Origin of the sequence: Pseudomonas sp. BF-RE-22 (genome assembly GCF_019956155.1) — a bacterium.
Lineage (GTDB): Bacteria > Pseudomonadota > Gammaproteobacteria > Pseudomonadales > Pseudomonadaceae > Aquipseudomonas > Aquipseudomonas migulae.
In genome coordinates this window covers 1-22,933 of sequence record NZ_JAHBDD010000005.1, presented here as the reverse complement: position 1 = coordinate 22,933, position 22,933 = coordinate 1, and the positions used below count along the sequence as shown (strand labels likewise).

General features: G+C 57.7%; 19 protein-coding genes. 17 read left to right on the top strand and 2 right to left on the bottom strand.

The genetic code is table 11. The features are described from left to right. Positions 1–222 precede the first annotated feature (222 nt). On the top strand, positions 223–534 hold the full coding sequence (locus tag KGA82_RS03465) for a DUF485 domain-containing protein (protein ID WP_008026759.1): 312 nt from the start codon (positions 223–225) through the stop codon (positions 532–534). Then, positions 531–2,189, top strand: a complete 1,659-nt coding sequence (locus tag KGA82_RS03460; protein ID WP_008026758.1) for a cation acetate symporter — start codon at positions 531–533, stop codon at positions 2,187–2,189. Before KGA82_RS03465 ends, KGA82_RS03460 begins: the two co-directional genes overlap by 4 nt. A 1,140-nt stretch (positions 2,190–3,329) precedes the next feature. On the opposite strand, the gene gltA is transcribed toward KGA82_RS03460, so the two are convergent. Beyond that, the gene (gltA, locus tag KGA82_RS03455; RefSeq protein ID WP_008032658.1) at positions 3,330–4,619 is read right to left on the bottom strand and encodes a citrate synthase; all 1,290 of its coding nucleotides are present in this window, start codon (positions 4,617–4,619) and stop codon (positions 3,330–3,332) included. Positions 4,620–4,983: 364 nt separating this feature from the next. Between gltA and sdhC the strand changes: the two genes are divergently transcribed. The 12 genes from sdhC to KGA82_RS03395 all read left to right on the top strand — a co-directional run bounded on the left by sdhC (position 4,984) and on the right by KGA82_RS03395 (position 19,458). After that, positions 4,984–5,358 (top strand): succinate dehydrogenase, cytochrome b556 subunit, encoded by a 375-nt coding sequence (gene sdhC, locus KGA82_RS03450; RefSeq protein ID WP_017127965.1) that lies wholly within the window; start codon positions 4,984–4,986, stop codon positions 5,356–5,358. Next, positions 5,352–5,720 carry a succinate dehydrogenase, hydrophobic membrane anchor protein gene (gene sdhD / locus KGA82_RS03445; protein ID WP_008032661.1) on the top strand — a complete coding sequence of 123 codons (369 nt, stop codon included), beginning with the start codon at positions 5,352–5,354 and terminating at the stop codon, positions 5,718–5,720. The genes sdhC and sdhD overlap by 7 nt, the downstream gene beginning before the upstream one ends. A gap of 3 nt (positions 5,721–5,723) precedes the next feature. Then, a complete protein-coding gene (gene sdhA, locus KGA82_RS03440; protein ID WP_008032662.1) occupies positions 5,724–7,499 on the top strand; it encodes a succinate dehydrogenase flavoprotein subunit in 1,776 nt (591 codons plus the stop codon). 11 nt (positions 7,500–7,510) lie between these two features. Further along, positions 7,511–8,215, top strand: coding sequence for a succinate dehydrogenase iron-sulfur subunit (locus KGA82_RS03435; RefSeq protein WP_008032664.1), 705 nt, complete (start codon positions 7,511–7,513; stop codon positions 8,213–8,215). A 259-nt stretch (positions 8,216–8,474) separates the two neighbouring features. Then, positions 8,475–11,306: a 2-oxoglutarate dehydrogenase E1 component gene (locus KGA82_RS03430; protein WP_008032666.1), complete on the top strand. Its 2,832-nt coding sequence runs from the start codon at positions 8,475–8,477 to the stop codon at positions 11,304–11,306. Positions 11,307–11,348: 42 nt separating this feature from the next. Further along, complete coding sequence (gene odhB / locus KGA82_RS03425) at positions 11,349–12,572, top strand: 2-oxoglutarate dehydrogenase complex dihydrolipoyllysine-residue succinyltransferase (RefSeq protein ID WP_192226099.1); 1,224 nt, start codon at positions 11,349–11,351, stop codon at positions 12,570–12,572. A 108-nt stretch (positions 12,573–12,680) separates the two neighbouring features. Continuing rightward, a complete protein-coding gene (gene lpdA, locus KGA82_RS03420) occupies positions 12,681–14,117 on the top strand; it encodes a dihydrolipoyl dehydrogenase (protein WP_008032670.1) in 1,437 nt (478 codons plus the stop codon). 196 nt (positions 14,118–14,313) lie between these two features. Further along, positions 14,314–15,480 (top strand): ADP-forming succinate--CoA ligase subunit beta, encoded by a 1,167-nt coding sequence (gene sucC / locus KGA82_RS03415; RefSeq protein ID WP_007898980.1) that lies wholly within the window; start codon positions 14,314–14,316, stop codon positions 15,478–15,480. After that, positions 15,480–16,361 carry a succinate--CoA ligase subunit alpha gene (gene sucD, locus KGA82_RS03410; protein ID WP_008032672.1) on the top strand — a complete coding sequence of 294 codons (882 nt, stop codon included), beginning with the start codon at positions 15,480–15,482 and terminating at the stop codon, positions 16,359–16,361. The genes sucC and sucD overlap by 1 nt, the downstream gene beginning before the upstream one ends. Before the next feature lie 395 nt (positions 16,362–16,756). Beyond that, positions 16,757–18,070 carry a branched-chain amino acid transport system II carrier protein gene (gene brnQ, locus KGA82_RS03405; protein ID WP_008032674.1) on the top strand — a complete coding sequence of 438 codons (1,314 nt, stop codon included), beginning with the start codon at positions 16,757–16,759 and terminating at the stop codon, positions 18,068–18,070. Positions 18,071–18,319: 249 nt separating this feature from the next. Next, entirely contained in the window at positions 18,320–19,057 is a 738-nt protein-coding gene (locus KGA82_RS03400) for a DUF599 domain-containing protein (RefSeq protein WP_008032675.1), read from the top strand. Next, positions 19,057–19,458 (top strand): MAPEG family protein, encoded by a 402-nt coding sequence (locus tag KGA82_RS03395; protein WP_008039237.1) that lies wholly within the window; start codon positions 19,057–19,059, stop codon positions 19,456–19,458. The genes KGA82_RS03400 and KGA82_RS03395 overlap by 1 nt, the downstream gene beginning before the upstream one ends. Positions 19,459–19,525: 67 nt before the next feature. Here the strand turns inward: KGA82_RS03395 and KGA82_RS03390 are convergent, their stop codons facing one another. Next, positions 19,526–19,759, bottom strand: a complete 234-nt coding sequence (locus KGA82_RS03390) for a hypothetical protein (protein ID WP_008039236.1) — start codon at positions 19,757–19,759, stop codon at positions 19,526–19,528. A 158-nt stretch (positions 19,760–19,917) separates the two neighbouring features. Between KGA82_RS03390 and KGA82_RS03385 the strand changes: the two genes are divergently transcribed. The 3 genes from KGA82_RS03385 to htpG all read left to right on the top strand — a co-directional run bounded on the left by KGA82_RS03385 (position 19,918) and on the right by htpG (position 22,829). Beyond that, on the top strand, positions 19,918–20,394 hold the full coding sequence (locus tag KGA82_RS03385) for a PaaI family thioesterase (RefSeq protein WP_008032683.1): 477 nt from the start codon (positions 19,918–19,920) through the stop codon (positions 20,392–20,394). After that, positions 20,391–20,843: a PaaI family thioesterase gene (locus KGA82_RS03380; RefSeq protein WP_008032685.1), complete on the top strand. Its 453-nt coding sequence runs from the start codon at positions 20,391–20,393 to the stop codon at positions 20,841–20,843. Before KGA82_RS03385 ends, KGA82_RS03380 begins: the two co-directional genes overlap by 4 nt. 81 nt (positions 20,844–20,924) lie before the next feature. Then, the gene (gene htpG, locus KGA82_RS03375; protein ID WP_223449618.1) at positions 20,925–22,829 is read left to right on the top strand and encodes a molecular chaperone HtpG; all 1,905 of its coding nucleotides are present in this window, start codon (positions 20,925–20,927) and stop codon (positions 22,827–22,829) included. Positions 22,830–22,933: the final 104 nt, after the last annotated feature.

The following is a 22,933-nucleotide window of genomic DNA, read 5'->3' as shown; positions in this document are numbered from 1 at the left end:
AGCCAAGGGGCTTTTTGTTTTTCTGTAGGATCCAGGCTTGCCGGCGATGGCGTCCTCACAATCGCCATCGCCGGCAAGCCGGGCTCCTACAGAAGTTGCGCCATGCTGGAAAATGGCGATTCTGTCATGTCGCTCTAATACTAAGGTCGTCTGGAACCTGCCCCGCAGCCGCATAGAGTGGATACCGTTCCAACAATAATCTGTGCTGCGAGGATAAAAACAATGAACGACAGCATTTACCTCTCGATTCAAAACAGCCCGCGCTTCAAGGAGCTGGTTAGTAAGCGAGAAAGGTTCGCCTGGATTCTTTCGGCGATCATGCTTGGTCTCTACTCCGGATTCATCCTGTTGATCGCTTACGGGCCGCATATTCTGGGCGCGAAAATCAGCCCTGAGTCATCGATTACCTGGGGCATACCGATCGGTGTCGGGCTGATTGTCTCGGCCTTCATCCTGACCGGGATTTACGTTCGACGCGCCAATGGCGAATTCGACGACCTGAACAATGCGATTCTCAAGGAGGCTCAGCAATGATCCGGCGTCTAATGGCTCTATTGAGCATCGCAGCTTTCGCACCTGGCGCCTGGGCGGCTGACGCCCTGACCGGCGCCGTACAGAAACAACCCCTGAACATGGCCGCGATCCTGATGTTCGTGGCGTTCGTCGGCGCAACGTTGTACATCACTTACTGGGCCTCCAAGAAAAACAACTCGGCGGCCGACTACTATGCGGCGGGCGGCAAGATCACCGGTTTCCAGAACGGTCTGGCGATTGCCGGCGACTACATGTCCGCGGCGTCCTTCCTGGGTATTTCCGCGCTGGTGTTCACCTCCGGCTACGACGGCCTGATCTACTCGATCGGCTTCCTGGTGGGTTGGCCGATCATTCTGTTCCTGATCGCCGAGCGTCTGCGTAACCTGGGTAAATACACCTTTGCCGACGTGGCGTCCTACCGCCTCGGGCAAACCCAGATCCGTTCGCTGTCCGCTTGCGGTTCGCTGGTGGTAGTGGCGTTCTACCTGATCGCGCAAATGGTTGGTGCCGGCAAGCTGATCCAGCTGCTGTTCGGTCTCGACTATCACGTTGCGGTGATCCTGGTTGGTATCCTGATGTGCATGTACGTGCTGTTCGGCGGCATGCTGGCGACCACTTGGGTGCAAATCATCAAGGCTGTGCTGTTGCTGTCCGGTGCCTCGTTCATGGCGCTGATGGTGATGAAGCACGTCAACTTCGACTTCAGCGCACTGTTCTCCGAGGCGATCAAGGTTCACCCTAAAGGTGAGGCGATCATGAGCCCGGGCGGTCTGGTGAAAGACCCGATCTCCGCGTTCTCCCTGGGTCTGGCTCTGATGTTCGGTACTGCTGGCCTGCCACACATCCTGATGCGCTTCTTCACCGTGAGTGACGCAAAAGAAGCCCGTAAGAGCGTGCTGTATGCAACCGGCTTCATTGGTTACTTCTATATCCTGACCTTCATCATCGGCTTCGGCGCGATCCTGCTGGTCAGCACCAACCCGGCCTTCAAAGATGCGGCTGGCGCGCTGTTGGGCGGCAACAACATGGCGGCGGTGCACCTGGCCAACGCGGTCGGTGGCAGTATCTTCCTGGGCTTCATCTCGGCGGTAGCGTTCGCGACCATTCTGGCAGTGGTTGCCGGACTGACCCTGGCCGGTGCTTCGGCGGTGTCTCACGACCTGTATGCCAGCGTGATCAAGAAAGGCAAGGCCAACGAAAAAGACGAGATTCGCGTCTCGAAAATCACCACCATCGCCCTGGCGGTGCTGGCGATCGGTCTGGGTATTCTGTTCGAGAAGCAGAACATTGCGTTCATGGTGGGCCTGGCGTTCTCCATCGCGGCGAGCTGTAACTTCCCGGTGCTGCTGCTTTCGATGTACTGGAAGAAGCTGACGACTCGCGGTGCGATGATCGGCGGCTGGCTGGGTCTGGTCAGTGCTGTTGGTTTGATGGTGCTGGGGCCAACCATCTGGGTGCAGATCCTGGGTCACGAGAAGGCGGTCTTCCCGTATGAATACCCGGCGCTGTTCTCCATGGCCATTGCGTTTGTGGGGATCTGGTTCTTCTCGATTACTGACAAGTCGACTGCTGCGGATAATGAGCGGGCGCTGTTCTTCCCGCAGTTTGTTCGTTCGCAGACTGGGTTGGGGGCGAGTGGGGCGGTTTCGCACTAAGGCTTTGAGTTTGTCTGTGTAATTTGTGTTGAACAGAAATGCCCCGGTCGAGAGATCGGGGCATTTCTTTTGCTGCATTGCTTTTTGTAGGAGCGAGGCTTGCCCGCGAAGACGGCCTGACAGCCGACCATTTTCTTACAGATGTACATATCCATTTCTGCGGTAACGGCTGCTGACGGTTTCGCCCTTACGGCGACTCACTTTTTTTCAAACGCCAAAAAAAGTAAGCAAAAAAGGCTCGCCCCGAGCGTCCGGCCCCTCGCTAAGGCTCGGCGTTCCTTCGCTCCGGCATTCATCCGGGGGCATCGCCCTCCGGTTGGCTTCGCTGGCACCTACATGCGATGAGTTCGACTTCGTCGAACGGCGCTGCGCGCCAATCCCCGGATGAACACCTCCACTCAGCCTTCCGAAGGGGCGGGTGGATCAAGGTCAAAAGCCAAAGCAACAGCAAAATCAACGACCGGAGTGAGTTCCCTCTGTAGGAGCGAGCTTGCTCGCGAAAAACGCCCGGACAGCGCGCTCATCCAGACAATCCGCGCCATCATTGACGTCCATCGCTGGCAAGCCAGCTCCTACAATTTTGACCGTGTGAACCCAATCCCTTGTAGGAGCCGGCTTGCTGGCGATGGCGGTGTGTCATCCAACATATTTATTGGCTGAACGGACGCTATCGCCAGCAAGCCGGCTCCTACACGGGATTGGTGTACGTATCCTGAATGAGTGAGCGCAGCTGAGAAGGGCAGCGCGGTCGACCAAAGAGCCAGGTCGGCTACCAGGCCGCCTCGGCGGCTGTGGCGGTACACGCCCCCTCGAGAGGCCGAGTGGAGGTTCTGCGCAGTGGGCAACCCGGCATGGATGCCGGGTTAGCCGCCCCCGGCCATGGATGGCCGATGGCGGCGGGCCCACGGAGCAGGACCGGAGCGAGGGCATGGCGAGCCTTAGCGAGCCACCGAACGAAAGGGGCAAGAGCCCTTGATTACTTGGGGCTCTTCCAAGTGACTCGCCGTAAGGGCGAAACCATTAGTGGCCATTACCGCAGTAACGGATATGTACACAACCCAAAGCGCACAAACAAAAACGGCCTCTATATAAATAGAGGCCGTTCCCGGTACAACTCAACACGCTATCGCAAGAAAGATCTTACTTGCGGTCTTCCAGCTTGGTGATGTCACGCGACTCGTAGCCGGTGTACAACTGGCGTGGACGGCCAATCTTGTACGGGCTGGAGAGCATTTCTTTCCAGTGGGAGATCCAGCCGACAGTCCGCGCCAGAGCGAAGATCACGGTGAACATGCTGGTTGGAATGCCGATCGCCTTGAGGATGATCCCCGAGTAGAAGTCGACGTTCGGGTACAGCGAGCGCTCGATGAAGTACGGGTCGGTCAGGGCGATCTCTTCCAGGCGCATGGCCAGTTCGAGTTGCGGATCGTTCTGGATGCCCAGTTCCTTCAGCACTTCGTCGCAGGTCTTCTTCATCACGGTGGCGCGTGGGTCGCGGTTTTTGTAAACCCGGTGACCGAAGCCCATCAACTTGAACGGATCGTTCTTGTCCTTGGCCTTGGCGATGAACTTGTCGATGTTCGACACATCGCCAATCTCGTCAAGCATGGTCAGGACAGCCTCGTTCGCGCCGCCGTGGGCAGGGCCCCACAGTGCAGCGATGCCGGCGGCGATACAGGCGAACGGGTTGGCACCCGAAGAGCCGGCCAGGCGTACGGTGGAGGTCGATGCGTTCTGCTCGTGGTCGGCATGGAGGATGAAAATCCGGTCCATGGCCTTGGCGAGTACCGGGCTGATCGGTTTGATCTCGCACGGGGTGTTGAACATCATGTGCAGGAAGTTTTCCGCGTACGTCAGGTCGTTGCGCGGGTACATCATGGGTTGGCCCATGGAGTACTTGTAAACCATCGCTGCCAGGGTCGGCATCTTGGCAACCAGGCGGATCGCGGAAATTTCGCGATGCTGCGGGTTATTGATGTCCAGGGAGTCGTGGTAGAAGGCCGAGAGAGCGCCGACTACGCCGCACATGACGGCCATCGGGTGGGCGTCGCGACGGAAGCCGTTGAAGAAGGTCTTCAACTGCTCGTGAACCATGGTGTGGTTCTTCACGGTGCTGACGAACTGGGCCTTCTGTTCTGCGGTCGGCAGTTCGCCGTTGAGCAGCAGATAGCAGGTTTCCAGGTAGTCCGACTTTTCAGCCAGCTGTTCGATCGGGTAGCCGCGGTGCAGCAGAATGCCGTTGTCGCCGTCGATATAGGTGATCTTCGACTCGCAGGAAGCGGTCGACATGAAACCAGGGTCAAAGGTGAAACGGCCCGTGGCCGTCAGGCCCCGAACATCGATAACATCGGGACCAACGGTGCCGGTTAAAATGGGCAGCTCGACGGGGGCTGCGCCCTCGATGATCAACTGCGCTTTTTTGTCAGCCATGTGGCCTCCTATTTATGCTTGAAATCATCAGACAGACCCCCCACGCAGGGCCCGCACCACTATAGTGAGATAAATTCGAATGTCAATTTGCCTAAAGTCTTGCTCCAGAAGGCTTTAACCGGACTTTTTCCTCGAAATTGACTGCCATTTACGCCTTTTATCCAACTTGTGCAATGCGCTATTAGGGGAAGGTGAACGCGTTGTCATTAGTAGCCTAACTGTCTATACTCGGCCACCGACCGCCAAGGGCTTTTGGGCTTGCTTTCATTGGGGGTCGCATCCCTGGGTGGTGGTTACCTGACCAGTGCACTCCCCAACAACTTTGCCCTGATTGTTAGGGGCTCTTCAGTGTGAAAAAAAAGCCGTGAAAAGCCAACGACCTGTAAACCTAGACCTAAGGACCATCAAACTCCCAGTCACTGCTTACACGTCCATTCTTCACCGTATCTCCGGTGTCATCCTCTTTGTCAGCCTGGCCATCATGCTTTACGCATTGGACAAGTCGCTGAGCTCCGAGGAAGGCTTCGGTCAGGTGAAAGCGTGTCTGACCAGTCCGCTAGCCAAGCTAGTGATTTGGGGCATCCTGTCCGCTCTGCTGTATCACTTGGTAGCCGGTGTGCGCCATTTGATCATGGACATGGGCATCGGTGAGACGCTGGAAGGCGGCAAGCTGGGCTCGAAAATCGTTATCGCCGTTTCCGTGGTGGTAATCGTTCTGGCAGGAGTTTGGATATGGTAACTAACGTCACGAACCTGTCGCGTTCGGGCCTCTATGACTGGATGGCGCAACGTGTGTCTGCGGTCGTTCTCGCGGCTTACTTCATCTTCCTGATCGGATACGTCGTTGCCAACCCAGGCATCGGCTACGCCCAATGGCATGAACTGTTCGCCAATAACTGGATGCGTATCTTCAGTCTCCTGGCCCTCGTTGCCCTCGGCGCTCACGCCTGGGTCGGCATGTGGACCATCGCGACCGACTACCTGACGCCAATGGCGTTCGGCAAGTCCGCGACCACTGTACGTTTCCTCTTCCAGGCAGTATGCGGCGTTGCGATGTTCGCTTACTTCGTCTGGGGTGTGCAGATTCTTTGGGGTATCTGATTCATGTCTACTACAGTTAATACGCTTTCGTTCGACGCCATCATCATTGGCGGCGGCGGTGCTGGCATGCGCGCTGCTCTGCAGCTGGCACAGGGCGGTCACAAGACTGCCGTTGTCACCAAGGTTTTCCCGACTCGTTCGCACACCGTATCCGCCCAGGGTGGCATCACCTGCGCTATCGCGTCTGCTGATCCGAACGATGACTGGCGCTGGCACATGTACGATACCGTCAAGGGTTCCGACTACATCGGTGACCAGGACGCTATCGAATACATGTGTTCCGTAGGCCCGGAAGCGGTCTTCGAGCTCGAGCACATGGGCTTGCCGTTCTCCCGCACCGAACAAGGCCGCATCTACCAGCGTCCGTTCGGCGGTCAGTCGAAAGACTTCGGTAAAGGTGGCCAGGCTGCACGTACGTGCGCCGCTGCCGACCGTACCGGTCACGCACTGCTGCACACCCTGTACCAGGCCAACCTGAAGGCCGGCACCGTATTCCTCAACGAATACTACGGCGTCGACCTGGTCAAGAACGAAGACGGTGCCTTTGTCGGCATGATCGTCATCTGCATCGAAACCGGTGAAACCTCCTACGTTCGCGCTAACGCGACCGTATTGGCGACTGGCGGTGCAGGTCGTATCTACTCGTCCACCACCAATGCCCTGATCAACACCGGTGACGGCGTCGGCATGGCTCTGCGTGCTGGCGTGCCGGTACAAGACATTGAAATGTGGCAGTTCCACCCGACCGGCATCGCCGGCGCCGGTGTACTGGTTACAGAAGGTTGCCGCGGTGAAGGCGGTTACCTGATCAACAAGCACGGCGAGCGTTTCATGGAGCGTTATGCTCCGAACGCCAAAGACCTTGCTGGTCGTGACGTTGTTGCTCGTTCGATGGTTAAAGAAATCATCGCCGGCAACGGTTGCGGTCCGGATGGCGACCACGTAATGCTGAAACTCGATCACCTCGGTGAAGAAGTTCTGCACAGCCGTCTGCCGGGCATCATGGAACTGTCCAAGACCTTCGCCCACGTCGATCCAGCCGTGGCGCCGATTCCGGTCGTTCCAACCTGCCACTATATGATGGGCGGCGTTGCCACCAACATTCATGGCCAGGCAATCACTCAGGACGCTGACGGCGTTGACCAGATCATTCCTGGTCTGTTCGCAGTAGGCGAAGTGGCGTGCGTATCGGTTCACGGTGCCAACCGTCTGGGCGGCAACTCGCTGCTCGACCTGGTGGTATTCGGCCGTGCGGCCGGTCTGTTCCTGGAGCAGACCCTGAAAGAAGGCGTTGATTACGCCCGTCCACGCCAGTCCGACATCGACGCTGCCCTGGCACGTCTCGATGGCCTGAACTCGCGTACCGAAGGCGAAGACGTCGCTACCCTGCGTAAAGAACTGCAAAGCTGCATGCAGAACTACTTCGGTGTGTTCCGTACCGGCGAATACATGCAGAAGGGTATCGCTCAGCTGGCTGATCTGCGTGGCCGTATCGCCAACGTCAAGATCAACGACAAGAGCCAGGCGTTCAACACTGCTCGAATCGAAGCCCTGGAACTGCAGAACCTGCTGGAAGTGGCCGAAGCCACCGCCATCGCTGCAGAGATCCGCAAAGAGTCCCGCGGCGCTCACGCCCGTGAAGACTACGAAGATCGCGACGACGAAAACTGGCTGTGCCACACCCTGTACTTCCCGGGTGACAAGCGCGTGACCAAGCGTGCTGTGAACTTCTCGCCGAAGACTGTTCCGACTTTTGAACCTAAGATTCGGACTTATTAAGGGTGGCCGCCATGTTGCAAGTCAGTGTTTATCGCTACAACCCTGATCAGGACGCCGCGCCGTTCATGCAGGAATTCCAGGTCGATACCGGTGGTAAAGACCTGATGGTCCTGGACGTGCTGGCCCTGATCAAAGAGCAGGACGAAGGTTTCTCCTATCGTCGCTCTTGCCGTGAAGGCGTTTGCGGTTCCGACGGCATGAACATCAACGGCAAAAACGCTCTGGCATGCGTCACGCCGCTGTCTTCTGTCGTAAAAGGTAACAAGCTGATCGTTCGTCCGCTGCCAGGTTTGCCGGTTATCCGTGACCTGGTCGTCGATATGAGCATCTTCTACAAGCAATACGAAAAGGTTAAGCCATACCTGCAGAACGACACGCCGGCTCCGGCCATCGAGCGTCTGCAGTCCCCTGAAGAGCGTGAAAAGCTCGACGGTCTGTACGAGTGCATCCTGTGCGCTTGCTGCTCGACCTCTTGCCCGTCCTTCTGGTGGAACCCGGACAAGTTCCTGGGTCCAGCTGCCCTGCTGCAAGCGTATCGCTTCCTGGCAGACAGTCGCGACACCAAGACATCCGAGCGTCTGGCTGCGCTGGATGACCCGTTCAGCGTATTCCGCTGCCGCGGGATCATGAACTGTGTAAACGTTTGTCCGAAAGGCCTGAACCCGACTAAGGCCATCGGTCACGTACGTCACATGTTGCTGCAAAGCGGCGTGTGATTCAGCAGTACCCGTAGGACCGCTGTACCCGTAGATGCTACGGCGCAGGCTTCAACCGGCGCCGTAGTTTTAACCTGAGCAGCAGCTCACAAAGCTGCCGCTCTTATTTTGAAGAAATGAGACAAGCAGGGGCATCCGGGCTGGTACCCGGACTATCAGCGTGATCCTAAGTGGCTTGTTTTGGTCGCTGCATTCGGACTTCTGCAAGTTTGCTCGGTGTCGACGCCGATGGTGTTCCCCTAACCGAGGGTGACCAAGCATGCAAGAAAGCGTGATGCAGCGCATGTGGAACAGCGCCTACCTTTCCGGAGGTAACGCTGCCTATGTGGAAGAGCTTTATGAGCTCTACCTGCACGACCCTAACGCTGTGCCAGAAGAGTGGCGCACCTACTTTCAGAAGTTGCCGACCGAAGGCAACTCTGCCACCGATGTTTCGCACTCCACAATTCGCGATCATTTCGTCTTGCTGGCAAAGAACCAGCGCCGCGCCCAACCGGTTTCCGCCGGCAGCGTGAGCAGTGAGCACGAGAAGAAGCAAGTTGAAGTGCTGCGATTGATCCAGGCCTACCGTATGCGTGGCCACCAGGCAGCTCAGCTTGACCCGCTGGGACTGTGGCAGCGTCCTGCACCTGCAGACCTGTCAATCAATCATTACGGCTTGACCAATGCCGATCTTGATACGACCTTCCGTGCCGGCGACCTGTTCATCGGCAAAGAGGAGGCGAGCCTACGCGAAATTCACGAAGCGTTGCAGCAGACATATTGCCGCACCATCGGCGCTGAATTCACGCATATCACCGATTCCGAGCAGCGCCAGTGGTTCCAGCAGCGTCTGGAAAGCGTGCGTGGTCGTCCGACGTACTCCGCCGACATCAAGAGCCACCTGCTCGAGCGCGTCACTGCCGGTGAAGGCCTGGAAAAATACCTGGGCACCAAATACCCGGGCACCAAGCGTTTCGGTCTGGAAGGCGGCGAAAGCCTGATTCCGATGCTCGACGAGTTGATCCAGCGTTCCGGTTCCTACGGCACCAAGGAAATCGTGATCGGCATGGCCCACCGTGGTCGTCTGAACGTGCTGGTCAACACCTTCGGCAAGAACCCGCGTGAGCTGTTCGACGAGTTCGAAGGCAAGAAGAAGGTCGAGCTGGGTTCCGGTGACGTTAAATACCACCAGGGCTTCTCGTCCAACGTGATGACCGCCGGCGGTGAAGTTCACCTGGCCATGGCGTTCAACCCGTCCCACCTGGAAATCGTATCTCCAGTGGTCGAAGGTTCGGTTCGCGCCCGTCAGGATCGTCGTAACGACCCTACCGGTGAGAAGGTTCTGCCGATCTCCATCCACGGTGACGCGGCATTCGCCGGTCAGGGCGTGGTGATGGAAACCTTCCAGATGTCGCAGACCCGCGGTTTCAAGACCGGCGGCACCGTGCACATCGTGATCAACAACCAGGTCGGTTTCACCATCAGCAACCCGCTGGACTCGCGTTCCACCGAGTACGCGACCGACGTTGCGAAGATGATCCAGGCGCCGATCCTCCATGTGAATGGTGATGATCCGGAAGCCGTGTTGTTCGTGACCCAGCTGGCCATCGACTACCGCATGCAATTCAAGCGTGACGTGGTGATCGACCTGGTCTGCTACCGTCGTCGCGGCCACAACGAGGCCGACGAGCCTAGCGGCACCCAGCCTCTGATGTACCAGCAGATCACCAAACAGCGCACCACCCGTGAACTGTATGCCGATCGCCTGACTCAGAGCGGTGTGCTGGACGTTGAGCGTGTTCAGTCGAAAGTCGACGAATACCGCAACGCGCTGGACAACGGTCTGCATGTTGTAAAAAGCCTGGTCAAAGAGCCGAACAAAGAGTTGTTCGTGGACTGGCGTCCGTACCTGGGCCACGCCTGGACTGCACGTCACGACACGCGTTTCGATCTGAAGACCTTGCAGGAACTGTCCGCCAAGCTGCTGGAAATTCCAGAAGGCTTCGTGGTTCAGCGCCAGGTTTCGAAAATCTACGAAGACCGTCAGAAGATGCAAGCCGGCGGCCTGCCGATCAACTGGGGTTACGCCGAAACCATGGCGTACGCGACCCTGGCGTTCGAAGGTCACCCGATTCGCATGACGGGTCAGGACATCGGTCGCGGTACGTTCTCGCACCGTCACGCTGTCTTGCACAACCAGAAAGACGCGGGTACCTACATCCCGTTGCAGAACCTGTACAACGGCCAGCCACGTTTCGACCTGTACGATTCGTTCCTGTCCGAAGAAGCGGTTCTGGCGTTCGAGTACGGTTATTCGACCACCACGCCTGAAGCGCTGGTGATCTGGGAAGCCCAGTTCGGCGACTTCGCCAACGGTGCCCAGGTGGTTATCGACCAGTTCATCACCAGTGGCGAGCACAAGTGGGGCCGTCTCTGCGGTCTGACCATGCTGCTGCCGCACGGTTATGAAGGTCAGGGTCCGGAGCACTCGTCGGCTCGTCTGGAGCGTTACCTGCAACTGTGCGCCGAGCACAACATTCAGGTAGCCGTACCGACTACGCCGGCTCAGATCTACCACTTGCTGCGTCGTCAGGTGATTCGCCCGCTGCGCAAGCCATTGATCGTTCTGACTCCGAAGTCGCTGCTGCGTCACAAGCTGGCCATCTCGACTCTGGAGGATCTGGCCGAAGGTTCGTTCCAGACCGTTATCCCGGAAATCGATGCACTGGACCCGAAAAAGGTCGAGCGCGTTGTTCTGTGTAGCGGCAAGGTCTACTACGACCTGCTGGAAAAACGCCGTGCCGAAGGTCGTGATGACATCGCCATCGTGCGTATCGAGCAACTGTACCCATTCCCTGAGGACGACTTGAAAGAAGTCCTGGCTCCTTACACCAACGTCAAAAATGCCGTGTGGTGCCAGGAAGAGCCGATGAACCAGGGTGCGTGGTACTGCAGCCAACACCACATGCGTCGTAGCATCAGCAATCTCAACAAGTCTCTCGTACTTGAGTACGCGGGCCGTGAGGCTTCTGCTGCACCTGCATGCGGTTACGCATCGATGCACGCTGAGCAGCAGGAAAAACTGCTGCAAGACGCCTTTACTGTTTAACGCCTTCGCGCACCTGAAACCGAATTTAAGGACTCACAGATAATGGCTATCGAAATCAAAGCCCCCACTTTCCCGGAATCGGTTGCCGATGGCACCGTTGCCACCTGGCACAAGCAACCGGGCGACGCTGTAAAGCGTGACGACCTGATCGTCGATATCGAAACCGACAAGGTTGTGCTGGAAGTGTTGGCCACTGCTGACGGCGTGCTGGGCGCTATCGTCAAGAACGAAGGCGACACCGTTCTGTCCGACGAAGTCCTGGGCTCCATCGTTGAAGGCGGCGCTGCTGCCGCTGCTCCGGCTGCCGCTGCTGCTCCGGCCGCTGCACAGGCTGCTGCTCCAGCCGCCGAAGGCGAAGACGATCCTGTTGCTGCACCGGCTGCTCGCAAGCTGGCTGAAGAAAACGGCATCAACATCGCTTCCGTTGCCGGCACCGGCAAAGGCGGTCGTGTGACCAAGGAAGACGTGGTTGCAGCCGTTGCTGCCAAGAAAGCCGCTCCGGCTGCCGCGCCTGCCAAGGCTGCCGCTCCAGCTGGCGCTGCTCCTGTGTTCGCCGCTGGCGACCGCATCGAGAAGCGCGTACCGATGACCCGCGTTCGCGCTACCGTGGCCAAGCGCCTGGTAGAAGCTCAGTCGAACATGGCGATGCTGACCACCTTCAACGAAGTCGACATGACCGAAGTCATGGCCCTGCGTTCGAAGTACAAGGACCTGTTCGAGAAGTCCCACAACGGCGTACGCCTGGGCTTCATGTCGTTCTTCGTCAAGGCTGCCACCGAAGCGCTGAAACGCTTCCCGGCTGTCAACGCATCGATCGACGGTGGCGACATCGTTTACCACGGCTACGCTGACGTCGGCGTTGCTGTTTCCAGCGACCGCGGCCTGGTTGTACCGGTTCTGCGTAACGCCGAACTGATGAGCCTGGCTGAAATCGAAGGCGGCATCGCCACCTTCGGCAAGAAGGCTCGCGACGGCAAACTGTCGATGGACGAAATGACCGGCGGCACGTTCACCATCACCAACGGTGGTACCTTCGGTTCGATGATGTCGACTCCGATCGTCAACCCGCCGCAAGCGGCCATCCTGGGCATGCACAACATTCTGCAGCGTCCTATGGCGATCAACGGTCAGGTCGTAATCCGTCCGATGATGTACCTGGCTCTGTCCTACGATCACCGTCTGATCGATGGCAAAGAAGCTGTGACCTTCCTGGTTACCATCAAGAACCTGCTGGAAGACCCGGCTCGTTTGCTGCTGGATATCTGATTTCGTTGCATGGGCCGTGCAGGATGGCGGCCCGTCTGTAATGACCAGCTTCGTCCCACGACGGTCCCCATAAGGGGCCGTCCGGTTTGATTCGAGAAGGAATGACACATGACTCAGAAATTCGACGTGGTAGTGATTGGCGCGGGCCCTGGCGGTTACGTGGCTGCCATTAAAGCAGCGCAACTGGGCCTCACCACTGCCTGCATCGAGAAATACACCGACAAGGAAGGCAAACTGGCCCTCGGCGGTACTTGCCTGAACGTCGGTTGCATTCCATCCAAGGCGCTGCTGGACAGCTCCTGGAAATACAAGGAAGCCAAAGAAGGCTTCGCGATCCACGGTATCAATCACGCTGGCGTGACCATGGACGTGTCGGCAATGGTTGGCCGTAAAGCCAACATCGTCAAAGGCCTGACCTCTGGCGTTGCCACCCTGTTCAAGGCGAACGGCGTCACTTCCCTGCAAGGCCACGGCAAACTGCTGGCCGGCAAGAAAGTCGAACTGACCAAGCCAGACGGCAGCGTTGAAATCATCGAAGCCGAGAACGTGATTCTGGCTTCGGGTTCGCGCCCGATCGACATTCCACCGGCTCCTGTTGACCAGAAAGTGATCGTCGATTCGACCGGCGCACTGGAATTCCAATCCGTACCCAAGCGTCTGGGCGTTATCGGCGCTGGCGTAATCGGTCTGGAACTGGGTTCGGTATGGTCGCGCCTGGGCGCTGAAGTGGTTGTTCTGGAAGCGCTGGAGAAGTTCCTGCCGGCTGCTGACGACGCCGTTTCCAAAGAAGCCTACAAAACCCTGACCAAACAAGGTCTGGACATCAAGCTGGGCGCTCGCGTCACCGGTTCCAAAGTGAACGGCGACGAAGTCGTTGTGAACTACACCGACGCCAACGGCGAACAGAGCATCACCTTTGACAAGCTGATCGTTGCCGTTGGTCGCCGTCCAGTGACCACCGAACTGTTGGCTGCCGACAGCGGTGTGACCATCGACGAGCGCGGTTTCGTATTCGTTGACGACCAGTGCGCTACCAGCGTACCGGGCGTTTACGCGATCGGTGACGTGGTTCGCGGCATGATGCTGGCGCACAAGGCGTCCGAAGAAGGCATCATGGTTGTTGAGCGCATCAAGGGCCACAAAGCGCAAATCAACTATGACCTGATCCCTTCGGTTATTTATACTCACCCGGAAATCGCATGGGTCGGCAAAACCGAGCAGACCTTGAAGGCTGAAGGCGTTGAAGTTAACGTTGGCACCTTCCCGTTCGCAGCCAGTGGCCGTGCCATGGCAGCCAACGACACCGGCGGTTTCGTGAAAGTCATTGCCGATGCCAAGACTGACCGCGTATTGGGCGTCCACGTGATTGGCCCGAGCGCTGCAGAACTGGTTCAGCAGGGCGCGATCGGCATGGAATTCGGCACCAGCGCTGAAGACCTGGGCATGATGGTTTTCTCCCATCCGACCCTGTCTGAAGCCTTGCACGAAGCAGCTCTGGCTGTGAATGGCGGCGCCATCCACATCGCCAACCGCAAGAAGCGTTAAGACAATAAGAAACCACGGCGGTATGGCCCGTCGTGAGCCTTGCATGCAAGACTCACCGCGGAATATCCGCTGGACGCAGTCTTGCGTGGCTGCACCGGGTATCCGGAAAGGCTACGCAAGCAGCAGTCACAGGTGGTGCGGCACTTGAACAAGTGCAGCACCGAATGCGCAGTACCTAACGAAGACGGTAATAAGCATGAATCTTCACGAGTATCAGGGTAAGCAGCTGTTCGCTGAATACGGCCTGCCAGTTTCCACCGGTTATGCGGTAGACACCCCGGAAGCAGCAGCAGAAGCTTGCGACAAAATCGGCGGCACCGAGTGGGTTGTCAAAGCCCAGGTCCACGCTGGTGGTCGCGGTAAAGCGGGCGGCGTTAAGCTGGTTCGCAGCAAAGAAGACGCCAAAGCCTTCGCACAGCAGTGGCTGGGCAAGCGTCTGGTGACTTACCAGACTGACGCCAATGGTCAGCCAGTCACCAAGATCCTGGTTGAATCGTGCACTGATATCGCTAAAGAGCTGTACCTGGGCGCTGTCGTTGACCGTTCGAGCCGTCGTATCGTGTTCATGGCTTCCACCGAAGGTGGCGTGGACATCGAGAAAATCGCTCACGACACTCCAGAAAAAATTCTGAAAGCCACTATCGATCCACTGGTTGGCGCTCAGCCATTCCAGGGTCGCGAGCTGGCATTCCAGCTGGGTCTGGAAGGCAAGCAGGTTGCTCAGTTCGCCAAGATCTTCGTAGGTCTGGCCAAGCTGTTCAAGGATCACGACCTGGCTCTGCTGGAAGTGAACCCGCTGGTGATCAAGGCTGACGGCGATCTGCATTGCCTCGACGCCAAGATCAACATCGACGCCAACGCCATGTACCGTCAGCCTAAGCTGAAGACTTTCCACGATCCGTCGCAAGACGATCCGCGCGAAGCGCACGCTGCCAAGTTCGAACTGAACTACGTAGCACTGGAAGGCAACATCGGTTGCATGGTCAACGGTGCTGGCCTGGCCATGGGTACCATGGACATCGTCAACCTGCATGGCGGCAAACCAGCCAACTTCCTCGACGTGGGCGGCGGTGCTACCAAAGAACGCGTTACCGAAGCGTTCAAGATCATCCTGTCCGACACTAACGTCGCTGCAGTACTGGTCAACATCTTCGGCGGCATCGTTCGTTGCGACATGATTGCCGAAGGCATCATCGGCGCTGTGAAAGAAGTCGGCGTGAAAATCCCGGTTGTTGTTCGCCTTGAAGGCAACAACGCTGAGCTGGGCGCTAAAGTACTGGCAGAAAGCGGTTTGAACATCATCGCTGCTACCAGCCTGACCGACGCTGCTCAACAAGTCGTTAAAGCTGCGGAGGGCAAATAATGAGCGTCCTGATCAATAAAGACACCAAAGTTATCTGCCAGGGTATTACCGGTTCGCAAGGTAGTTTCCACACCCAGCAAGCCATCGAGTACGGCACCAAGATGGTTGGTGGTGTAACTCCTGGTAAAGGCGGCACCGAGCACCTGGGTCTGCCAGTGTTCAACACCGTGAAAGACGCTGTAGCTGCCACTGGCGCCACCGCCAGCGTGATCTACGTTCCAGCTCCTTTCTGCAAGGACTCCATCCTGGAAGCAGCATTCGGCGGCATCAAGCTGATCGTTTGCATCACCGAAGGCATTCCTACCCTGGACATGCTGGACGCTAAAGTTAAGTGCGACGAGCTGGGTATCACCCTGATCGGCCCTAACTGCCCAGGCGTGATCACTCCAGGCGAATGCAAGATCGGCATCATGCCAGGTCACATTCACTTGCCAGGCAAGGTCGGTATCGTTTCCCGTTCCGGCACCCTGACCTACGAAGCTGTGAAGCAAACTACTGACGCCGGTTTCGGTCAGTCGACTTGCGTCGGCATCGGCGGTGACCCGATCCCGGGTTCGAACTTCATCGACATCCTGAAGCTGTTCCAGGAAGACCCGAAGACCGAAGCGATCGTGATGATCGGTGAGATCGGCGGTTCGGCTGAAGAAGAAGCGGCTGCCTACATCAAGGCACACGTGACCAAGCCGGTTGTTTCCTACATCGCTGGTGTGACTGCTCCTCCGGGCAAGCGCATGGGCCATGCTGGCGCAATCATCTCTGGCGGCAAAGGCACTGCAGACGAGAAGTTCGCTGCACTGCAAGACGCAGGCGTTAAAACCGTGCGTTCGCTGGCAGACATCGGCAAGGCCCTGGCCGAGCTGACTGGTTGGGCTGTCAAGTAAGCCTCGCGCTTAACTGACGCTTCACCAAACAAAGGCCACCTTCGGGTGGCCTTTGTCGTTTCTGGATGAATCAAACATCTGTAGGAGCCGGCTTGCTGGCGATTCCCGCGACGCGGTGTATCAGGCACACCGCCAATCGCCAGCAAGCCGGCTCCTACACAGACCGTGAACATTACGTATGAAAACGCGACACGAAAATGTCGCAGATCGGATAGTTCGCCCTCTAACAGTGCGTTTGTCGCTCAAATTCGTTAGGCTAGCCGCCATTTTTGCGTCCGCATCCCACAAGGAAGCTTCGCGCTAAAGGGTCGGTCCTATACGGGTCGACAGCATTTCCCTCACCCATAAGGGAAATCCCTCTCTAAATTCCGATTCAGTAGTGTGGTATTTCCTTAATGAAAGTGTTGAAAGGCCAGGACATCCTGGCACTTGGTTTTATGACGTTTGCCCTGTTCGTCGGGGCTGGCAACATCATCTTCCCGCCTATCGTCGGTTTGCAGTCCGGACCTCATGTCTGGATGGCGGCGCTGGGCTTTCTGATCACCGCGGTCGGTCTGCCGGTGATCACCGTTGTTGCCCTGGCCAAGGTCGGTGGCGCGATGGATGCCTTGAGCAGCCCGATCGGCAAAATCGCCGGTGGCTTGCTGGCCGCTGCGTGCTACCTCGCCGTTGGCCCGCTGTTCGCGACGCCGCGCACCGCGACTGTATCGTTCGAAGTGGGCCTGGCGCCGCTGACCGGCGAAAGCCCGCTGGCGCTGTTCCTCTATAGCTCGGTGTACTTCCTGCTGGTGTTCTTCATCTCGCTCTACCCGGGTCGTTTGCTGGACACCGTAGGACGTTTCCTCGCACCGCTGAAGATTATCGCCCTGGCCGCCCTCGGCATCGCCGCGTTCGCGTTGCCGGCCGGTGATATCGGCGTGGCGACGCCCGAGTATGTCGCGGCGCCATTCTCCCAGGGCTTCATCAATGGTTACCTGACCATGGATACCCTGGGCGCGCTGGTATTCGGCATCGTTATCGTCAACGCAATCCGCTCCCGTGGCGTGGATTCTCCGGCGCTGATCACCCGTTACGCGATCATTGCCGGGCTGATTGCCGGCGTCGGTCTGGCGCTGGTGTACGTCAGCCTGTTTCGCCTCGGTTCGGGCAGCCATGAAGTGGCCGCCGGTGCGACCAACGGCGCGGCGGTGTTGCACGCCTACGTTCAACACACCTTTGGCTCCTTGGGCAGTGGTTTCCTCGCCGTGCTGATTTCGTTGGCCTGTCTGGTTACAGCGGTCGGTCTGACGTGTGCCTGTGCCGAATACTTCAGTCGTGTGCTGCCACTGTCCTACAAGACCTTGGTCATCATCCTCGCTGCGTTCTCCCTGCTGGTGTCCAACCTGGGCCTCACCAAGCTGATCGCATTCTCGATCCCGGTCCTCACCGCGATCTACCCGCCGTGCATCGCGCTGGTCGCCCTGAGCTTCTGCAAAGACTTCTGGCATGAGCAGGGCCGCATCGTCGGTCCGGTGATGCTGGTGTCGTTCATCTTCGGCCTGATCGACGCGCTCAAGGGCGCAGGTCTGGCGGACTGGATGCCGACGCAATTGGCGCATTTGCCGCTGAGTGAGCAGGGCCTGGCGTGGCTGGTGCCGTCGGTCATGACCCTGGTGGTCGCGGTGGTTTGCGACCGCATGCTGGGCAAGCGCGAAGAAGCGCTGGCTTAAGGCGTATCACGGCCCGCCATAAGCGGGTCTTGAGCGAACATGGAAATGCCCCGTATCAATCGATACGGGGCATTTTTTATGCGCGTGAGGCAGTGTCTTTTTTTGTCAGCTAACGTCGAAGCACTACCTGTAGGAGCGAGGCTTGCCCGCGAAGAGGGGGTAACATTCGACCTAATCTTCGACAGGTACACCGCCTTCGCGGGCAAGCCACGCTCCTACAGATTCAACCAACGTCTCACAAGGACCTGCATGTCGTTCATCCACGCCAACCTGATCCACATCCTCGCCGCCATCTGGTTTGTCATCTGCTGGGGCGGCTACACCCGTTATGCGACTTGGAAGGGCCGCGACACCGCGTGCCTGGCCAGTGTGTTGCACCTGTACCGCGAAGACTGGATGCGGCGCATGCTGATGCGTGACAACCGCATCGCCGATGCCAGTGTGATCGGCAATCTGGAGCGCAACGCTTCGTTCTTCGCCTCCAGCACACTGATTATCCTGGCCGGTATTCTCACCGTGCTCGGTGCGTCGGAACGGGCGGTGTCATTGCTGGCGGACATCCCGATGGTGCAACAGGCCTCCCAGGGCATGTCGGAGATCAAGTTGCTGTGCCTGGCGCTGGTGTTTGTGTATGCGTTCTTCACGTTCAGCTGGTGCATGCGTCAGTACAACTTCGCTGCGATTCTGGTGGGGTCGGCCCCCATGGTCGGCGAGCGGCATGTTTCCGAGCTGGAGCGTAAAGCCTTTGCCGCACGGGCGGCGCGTGTCATCTCCATGGCCGCCAACCAGTTCAACTTCGGCCTGCGTTCCTATTACTTCGGCATGACCATGTTGGCGTGGTTCGTCAGCCCCTGGTTGTTCATGCTGATGAGCGCTGGCGTGGTGCTGGTGCTGTATCGCCGGGAGTTTCATTCCGACGTTCTCGACGTGATGGTCTATACCCCTACAGAGGCGCCATTGCCCGAGGCGAACCGAGAGGCCGCTTGATGAGTATTCCGTTCTGGTGTGTGTTTATCAGTGCCTTGCTGATCTATGTGGCCCGCATGCCGGTGGCCAGGGCCATGAAAGAGCAGGGCGGTTACGACAATCATCTGCCGCGCCAGCAACAGGCACAACTCACTGGGTTTGGCGCCCGCGCAGTGGCAGCTCATCAGAACTGTTTTGAGGCGTTTATATTGTTTGCCGTGGGGGTGTTGATGGCGCACACCACGCAAACGGCGGGGTGGCTGATTGATACGCTGGCAATCATCTTTGTGATTACGCGGGTCATTTACTTAGTGTGCTATTGGAGTGATCTGGCCTGGCAGCGGAGTCTGGTGTGGTTTGTCGGGTTAGTGTGTTCGCTGCTATTGATGATTAGTCCGACTTTTAGAACTATTTTGCTCTAACAAGGCAAATGACAGACAAAAGAAAACCCGCACTTGGCGGGTTTTCTTTATCACGCTAAAAACTGTTTTAGTTTTTAGGTGCTTCTTTTGCTGCAGCTGCATCCGATTCAGCCTGAGCTTTGGCAGCTTCGGCGTTTTCTTTCGCAGCGTCGTTCACTTTATCCTGAGCTTTGCTCATGTCTTGCTGAGCTTGCTCAGCATGTTTATCGGCTTCTTGAGCTTTGTCCTCGGATTTTTTATCGCAGGCAGCGAGACCGAGGGAAGCGGTCAACATCAAGGCAATAGCTAAAGTCTTACGCATGGGGTGTTTCTCCTTATGGAAAATATCTATCTGGCCTTTCGAGCGTGGACATCAGGGTTAAGTTCCTCAATTCGTTCAGATATATAAGATTATTCCTGCGGGAACTTTTACGAATACACCTAATACAATCTCCGAGTACTAAGAAGAGTGTTTACCACATGGCCGAAAACCCCGTTTTTGAGCGCGCGACGCGATTCCTTTCGGCGCTCAGGCATTGCCAGGTACTTGGTTTGCGCGTTCACAGCGCCAGCAGCGATGGACTGACGGTCATCCTGCCGTACAGCCCGCAAATTGTCGGCAATCCGCAAACCGGCGTGATCCATGGCGGGGCATTGACCTCCCTGATGGACACCGCGTGCGGCATGGCCACACTCTGCGTGTTGCCCGAATTCGAAGTCTGCCCGACCCTCGACCTGCGCATCGACTACATGCATGCCGCCGAACCGCATAAGGACGTCTATGGTTTTGCCCAGTGCTACCGGGTCACTACCGACGTGATCTTCGCCCGTGGCTTTGCTTATCAGGACGATCCCGAGCAGCCCATCGCCCATGTCGTCGGTACGTTCATGCGCATGGGCAAGGGCGTCAAAGGCACCAAAGGGTTTGGTGGCGCCATCGCCGGAGGTGCGAAATGACCGACAACTTCAAGGAACAACTGCAACAGGCCCATGAGCAGGGCGACTATGCCTCGCTGCTGCATCTGATTCCCTACGCCAAACTGATCGGTATTGAGTGTTCGCGGGTGGGGGATGACCTGCTGTTTCGCCTGCCGGCGAACAAGGACAACATTGGTAACCCTTTACTGCCGGCGATTCACGGCGGCGTCATTGCTGGCTTCATGGAGCTGTCCGCGGCCTTGCACCTGCTGATTTTTACCGGCTCGCCGGGTGTGCCGAAGATCATCGATTTTTCCCTCGACTACCTGCGCGCCGGGCAGTTTCGCGATACGTGGGCGCGCTGCCAGGTGTGCCGTCAGGGGCGGCGTGTCGCAAACGTGGCAGTGACCGCCTGGCAAAGCACCGAATCCGAACCCATCGCCACGGCCCGCGCCCACTTCAAAATCGATGAGCCCTTGAAATCCTGATCCGAGCCCCCAACTTTGATGACAACCCGCCGCCGACCCTCTAGGTCGCGGCCACTGCCATCTGATTGGAGTTTGATGACCATGAGTGTGGAAACTCAAAAGGAAACCCTGGGCTTCCAGACCGAGGTGAAGCAGCTGCTGCACCTCATGATCCATTCGCTGTATTCCAACAAGGAAATCTTCCTTCGCGAATTGATCTCGAACGCCTCTGACGCTGTCGACAAATTACGTTTCGAAGCCCTGTCCAAGCCTGAGTTGCTGGAAGGTGGCGCCGAACTGAAAATCCGTGTGAGCTTCGACAAGGACGCTAAAACCGTCACCCTCGAAGACAACGGCATCGGCATGAGCCGTGAAGATGCGATCACCCACCTGGGCACCATCGCCAAATCCGGCACCGCCGATTTCATGAAACACCTGACGGGCGATCAGAAAAAGGATTCGCACCTGATCGGTCAGTTCGGCGTGGGTTTCTACTCTGCCTTCATCGTCGCCGACAAAGTCGACGTGTTCAGCCGTCGTGCCGGTGCTGCCGCCAGCGAAGGCGTGCACTGGTCGTCGAAGGGCGAAGGTGATTTTGAAGTTGCCACCGTCGAGAAAGCCGATCGTGGTACTCGCATCGTCCTGCACCTGAAGTCCGGTGAAGACGAGTTCGCCGATGGCTGGCGTCTGCGCAACATCATCAAGAAGTACTCCGACCACATCGCTTTGCCGATCGAGTTGCCGAAAGAAGTGGCAGCCGCCGAAGGCGAAGAGAAGCCAGCTGTTGAGTGGGAAACTGTCAACCGCGCCAGCGCCCTGTGGACCCGTCCTCGTACCGAGATCAAGGACGAGGAATACCAGGAGTTCTACAAGCACATCGCTCACGACTTCGAGAACCCGCTGAGCTGGAGCCACAACAAGGTCGAAGGCAAGCTCGAATACAGCTCGCTGCTCTACGTACCGACCCGCGCTCCTTTCGACCTGTACCAGCGTGAAGCGCCGAAAGGCCTGAAGCTGTACGTGCAGCGTGTGTTCGTCATGGACCAGGCCGAGTCGTTCCTGCCGCTGTACCTGCGCTTCATCAAGGGCGTGGTCGATTCCAATGACCTGTCGCTGAACGTGTCGCGGGAAATCCTGCAGAAAGACCCGATCATCGACTCCATGAAGTCGGCGCTGACCAAGCGCGTGCTGGACATGCTGGAAAAACTGGCGAAGAACGAGCCTGAGCAATACAAAGGCTTCTGGAAGAACTTCGGTCAGGTCATGAAAGAAGGCCCGGCAGAAGACTTCGCCAACAAAGAGAAAATCGCCGGCCTGCTGCGTTTTGCGTCCACTCAGGGCGAAGAAGGCGAGCAGGTTGTGGGTCTGGCCGACTACCTGGCTCGCGCCAAGGAAGGTCAGGACAAGATTTACTACCTGACCGGCGAAACCTACGCGCAAGTCAAAAACAGCCCGCACCTGGAAGTCTTCCGCAAGAAAGGCATCGAAGTGCTGCTGCTGACCGACCGCATCGACGAGTGGCTGATGAGCTACCTCAACGACTTCGACGGCAAGAGCTTTGTCGACGTGGCGCGCGGTGACCTCGACCTGGGCAACCTGGATTCGGAAGAAGACAAGAAAGCCGCGGAAGAAGTCGCCAAGTCCAAAGAAGGTCTGGTTGAGCGTCTGAAAACTGCGCTGGGCGAATCCGTGGCTGAAGTGCGGGTTTCCCATCGTCTGACCGACTCCCCGGCGATTCTCGCCATCGGCGAGCAGGACCTGGGCATGCAGATGCGTCAGATCCTGGAAGCCAGCGGTCAGAAGGTTCCGGATTCGAAGCCGATCTTCGAATTCAACCCGGCGCACCCGCTGATCGAGAAGCTCGACAACGAGCAGAGCGACGAGCGCTTCGGCGACCTGTCGCACATTCTCTTCGATCAGGCGGCCCTGGCGGCCGGCGACAGCTTGAAAGACCCGGCCGCGTATGTGCGCCGTCTCAACAAGCTGCTGGTTGAACTGTCGGTTTAACGACGTTGTAAAAAAACCCGCTTCGGCGGGTTTTTTTATGACCTGAAATTTTTTGGCTGTGAACCCGATCCTGTAGGAGCCGGCTTGCTGGCGATGGCGATTTC

Bases quoted from the DNA above. Each gene is read 5' to 3' on its own strand.
- KGA82_RS03465 (WP_008026759.1), top strand. From the start codon at position 223: ATGAACGACAGCATTTACCTCTCGATTCAAAACAGCCCGCGCTTCAAG.
- KGA82_RS03460 (WP_008026758.1), top strand. From the start codon at position 531: ATGATCCGGCGTCTAATGGCTCTATTGAGCATCGCAGCTTTCGCACCT.
- gltA (WP_008032658.1), bottom strand. From the start codon at position 4,619: ATGGCTGACAAAAAAGCGCAGTTGATCATCGAGGGCGCAGCCCCCGTC.
- sdhD (WP_008032661.1), top strand. From the start codon at position 5,352: ATGGTAACTAACGTCACGAACCTGTCGCGTTCGGGCCTCTATGACTGG.
- sdhA (WP_008032662.1), top strand. From the start codon at position 5,724: ATGTCTACTACAGTTAATACGCTTTCGTTCGACGCCATCATCATTGGC.
- KGA82_RS03435 (WP_008032664.1), top strand. From the start codon at position 7,511: ATGTTGCAAGTCAGTGTTTATCGCTACAACCCTGATCAGGACGCCGCG.
- KGA82_RS03430 (WP_008032666.1), top strand. From the start codon at position 8,475: ATGCAAGAAAGCGTGATGCAGCGCATGTGGAACAGCGCCTACCTTTCC.
- odhB (WP_192226099.1), top strand. From the start codon at position 11,349: ATGGCTATCGAAATCAAAGCCCCCACTTTCCCGGAATCGGTTGCCGAT.
- lpdA (WP_008032670.1), top strand. From the start codon at position 12,681: ATGACTCAGAAATTCGACGTGGTAGTGATTGGCGCGGGCCCTGGCGGT.
- sucC (WP_007898980.1), top strand. From the start codon at position 14,314: ATGAATCTTCACGAGTATCAGGGTAAGCAGCTGTTCGCTGAATACGGC.
- sucD (WP_008032672.1), top strand. From the start codon at position 15,480: ATGAGCGTCCTGATCAATAAAGACACCAAAGTTATCTGCCAGGGTATT.
- brnQ (WP_008032674.1), top strand. From the start codon at position 16,757: ATGAAAGTGTTGAAAGGCCAGGACATCCTGGCACTTGGTTTTATGACG.
- KGA82_RS03400 (WP_008032675.1), top strand. From the start codon at position 18,320: ATGTCGTTCATCCACGCCAACCTGATCCACATCCTCGCCGCCATCTGG.
- KGA82_RS03395 (WP_008039237.1), top strand. From the start codon at position 19,057: ATGAGTATTCCGTTCTGGTGTGTGTTTATCAGTGCCTTGCTGATCTAT.
- KGA82_RS03390 (WP_008039236.1), bottom strand. From the start codon at position 19,759: ATGCGTAAGACTTTAGCTATTGCCTTGATGTTGACCGCTTCCCTCGGT.
- KGA82_RS03385 (WP_008032683.1), top strand. From the start codon at position 19,918: ATGGCCGAAAACCCCGTTTTTGAGCGCGCGACGCGATTCCTTTCGGCG.
- KGA82_RS03380 (WP_008032685.1), top strand. From the start codon at position 20,391: ATGACCGACAACTTCAAGGAACAACTGCAACAGGCCCATGAGCAGGGC.
- htpG (WP_223449618.1), top strand. From the start codon at position 20,925: ATGAGTGTGGAAACTCAAAAGGAAACCCTGGGCTTCCAGACCGAGGTG.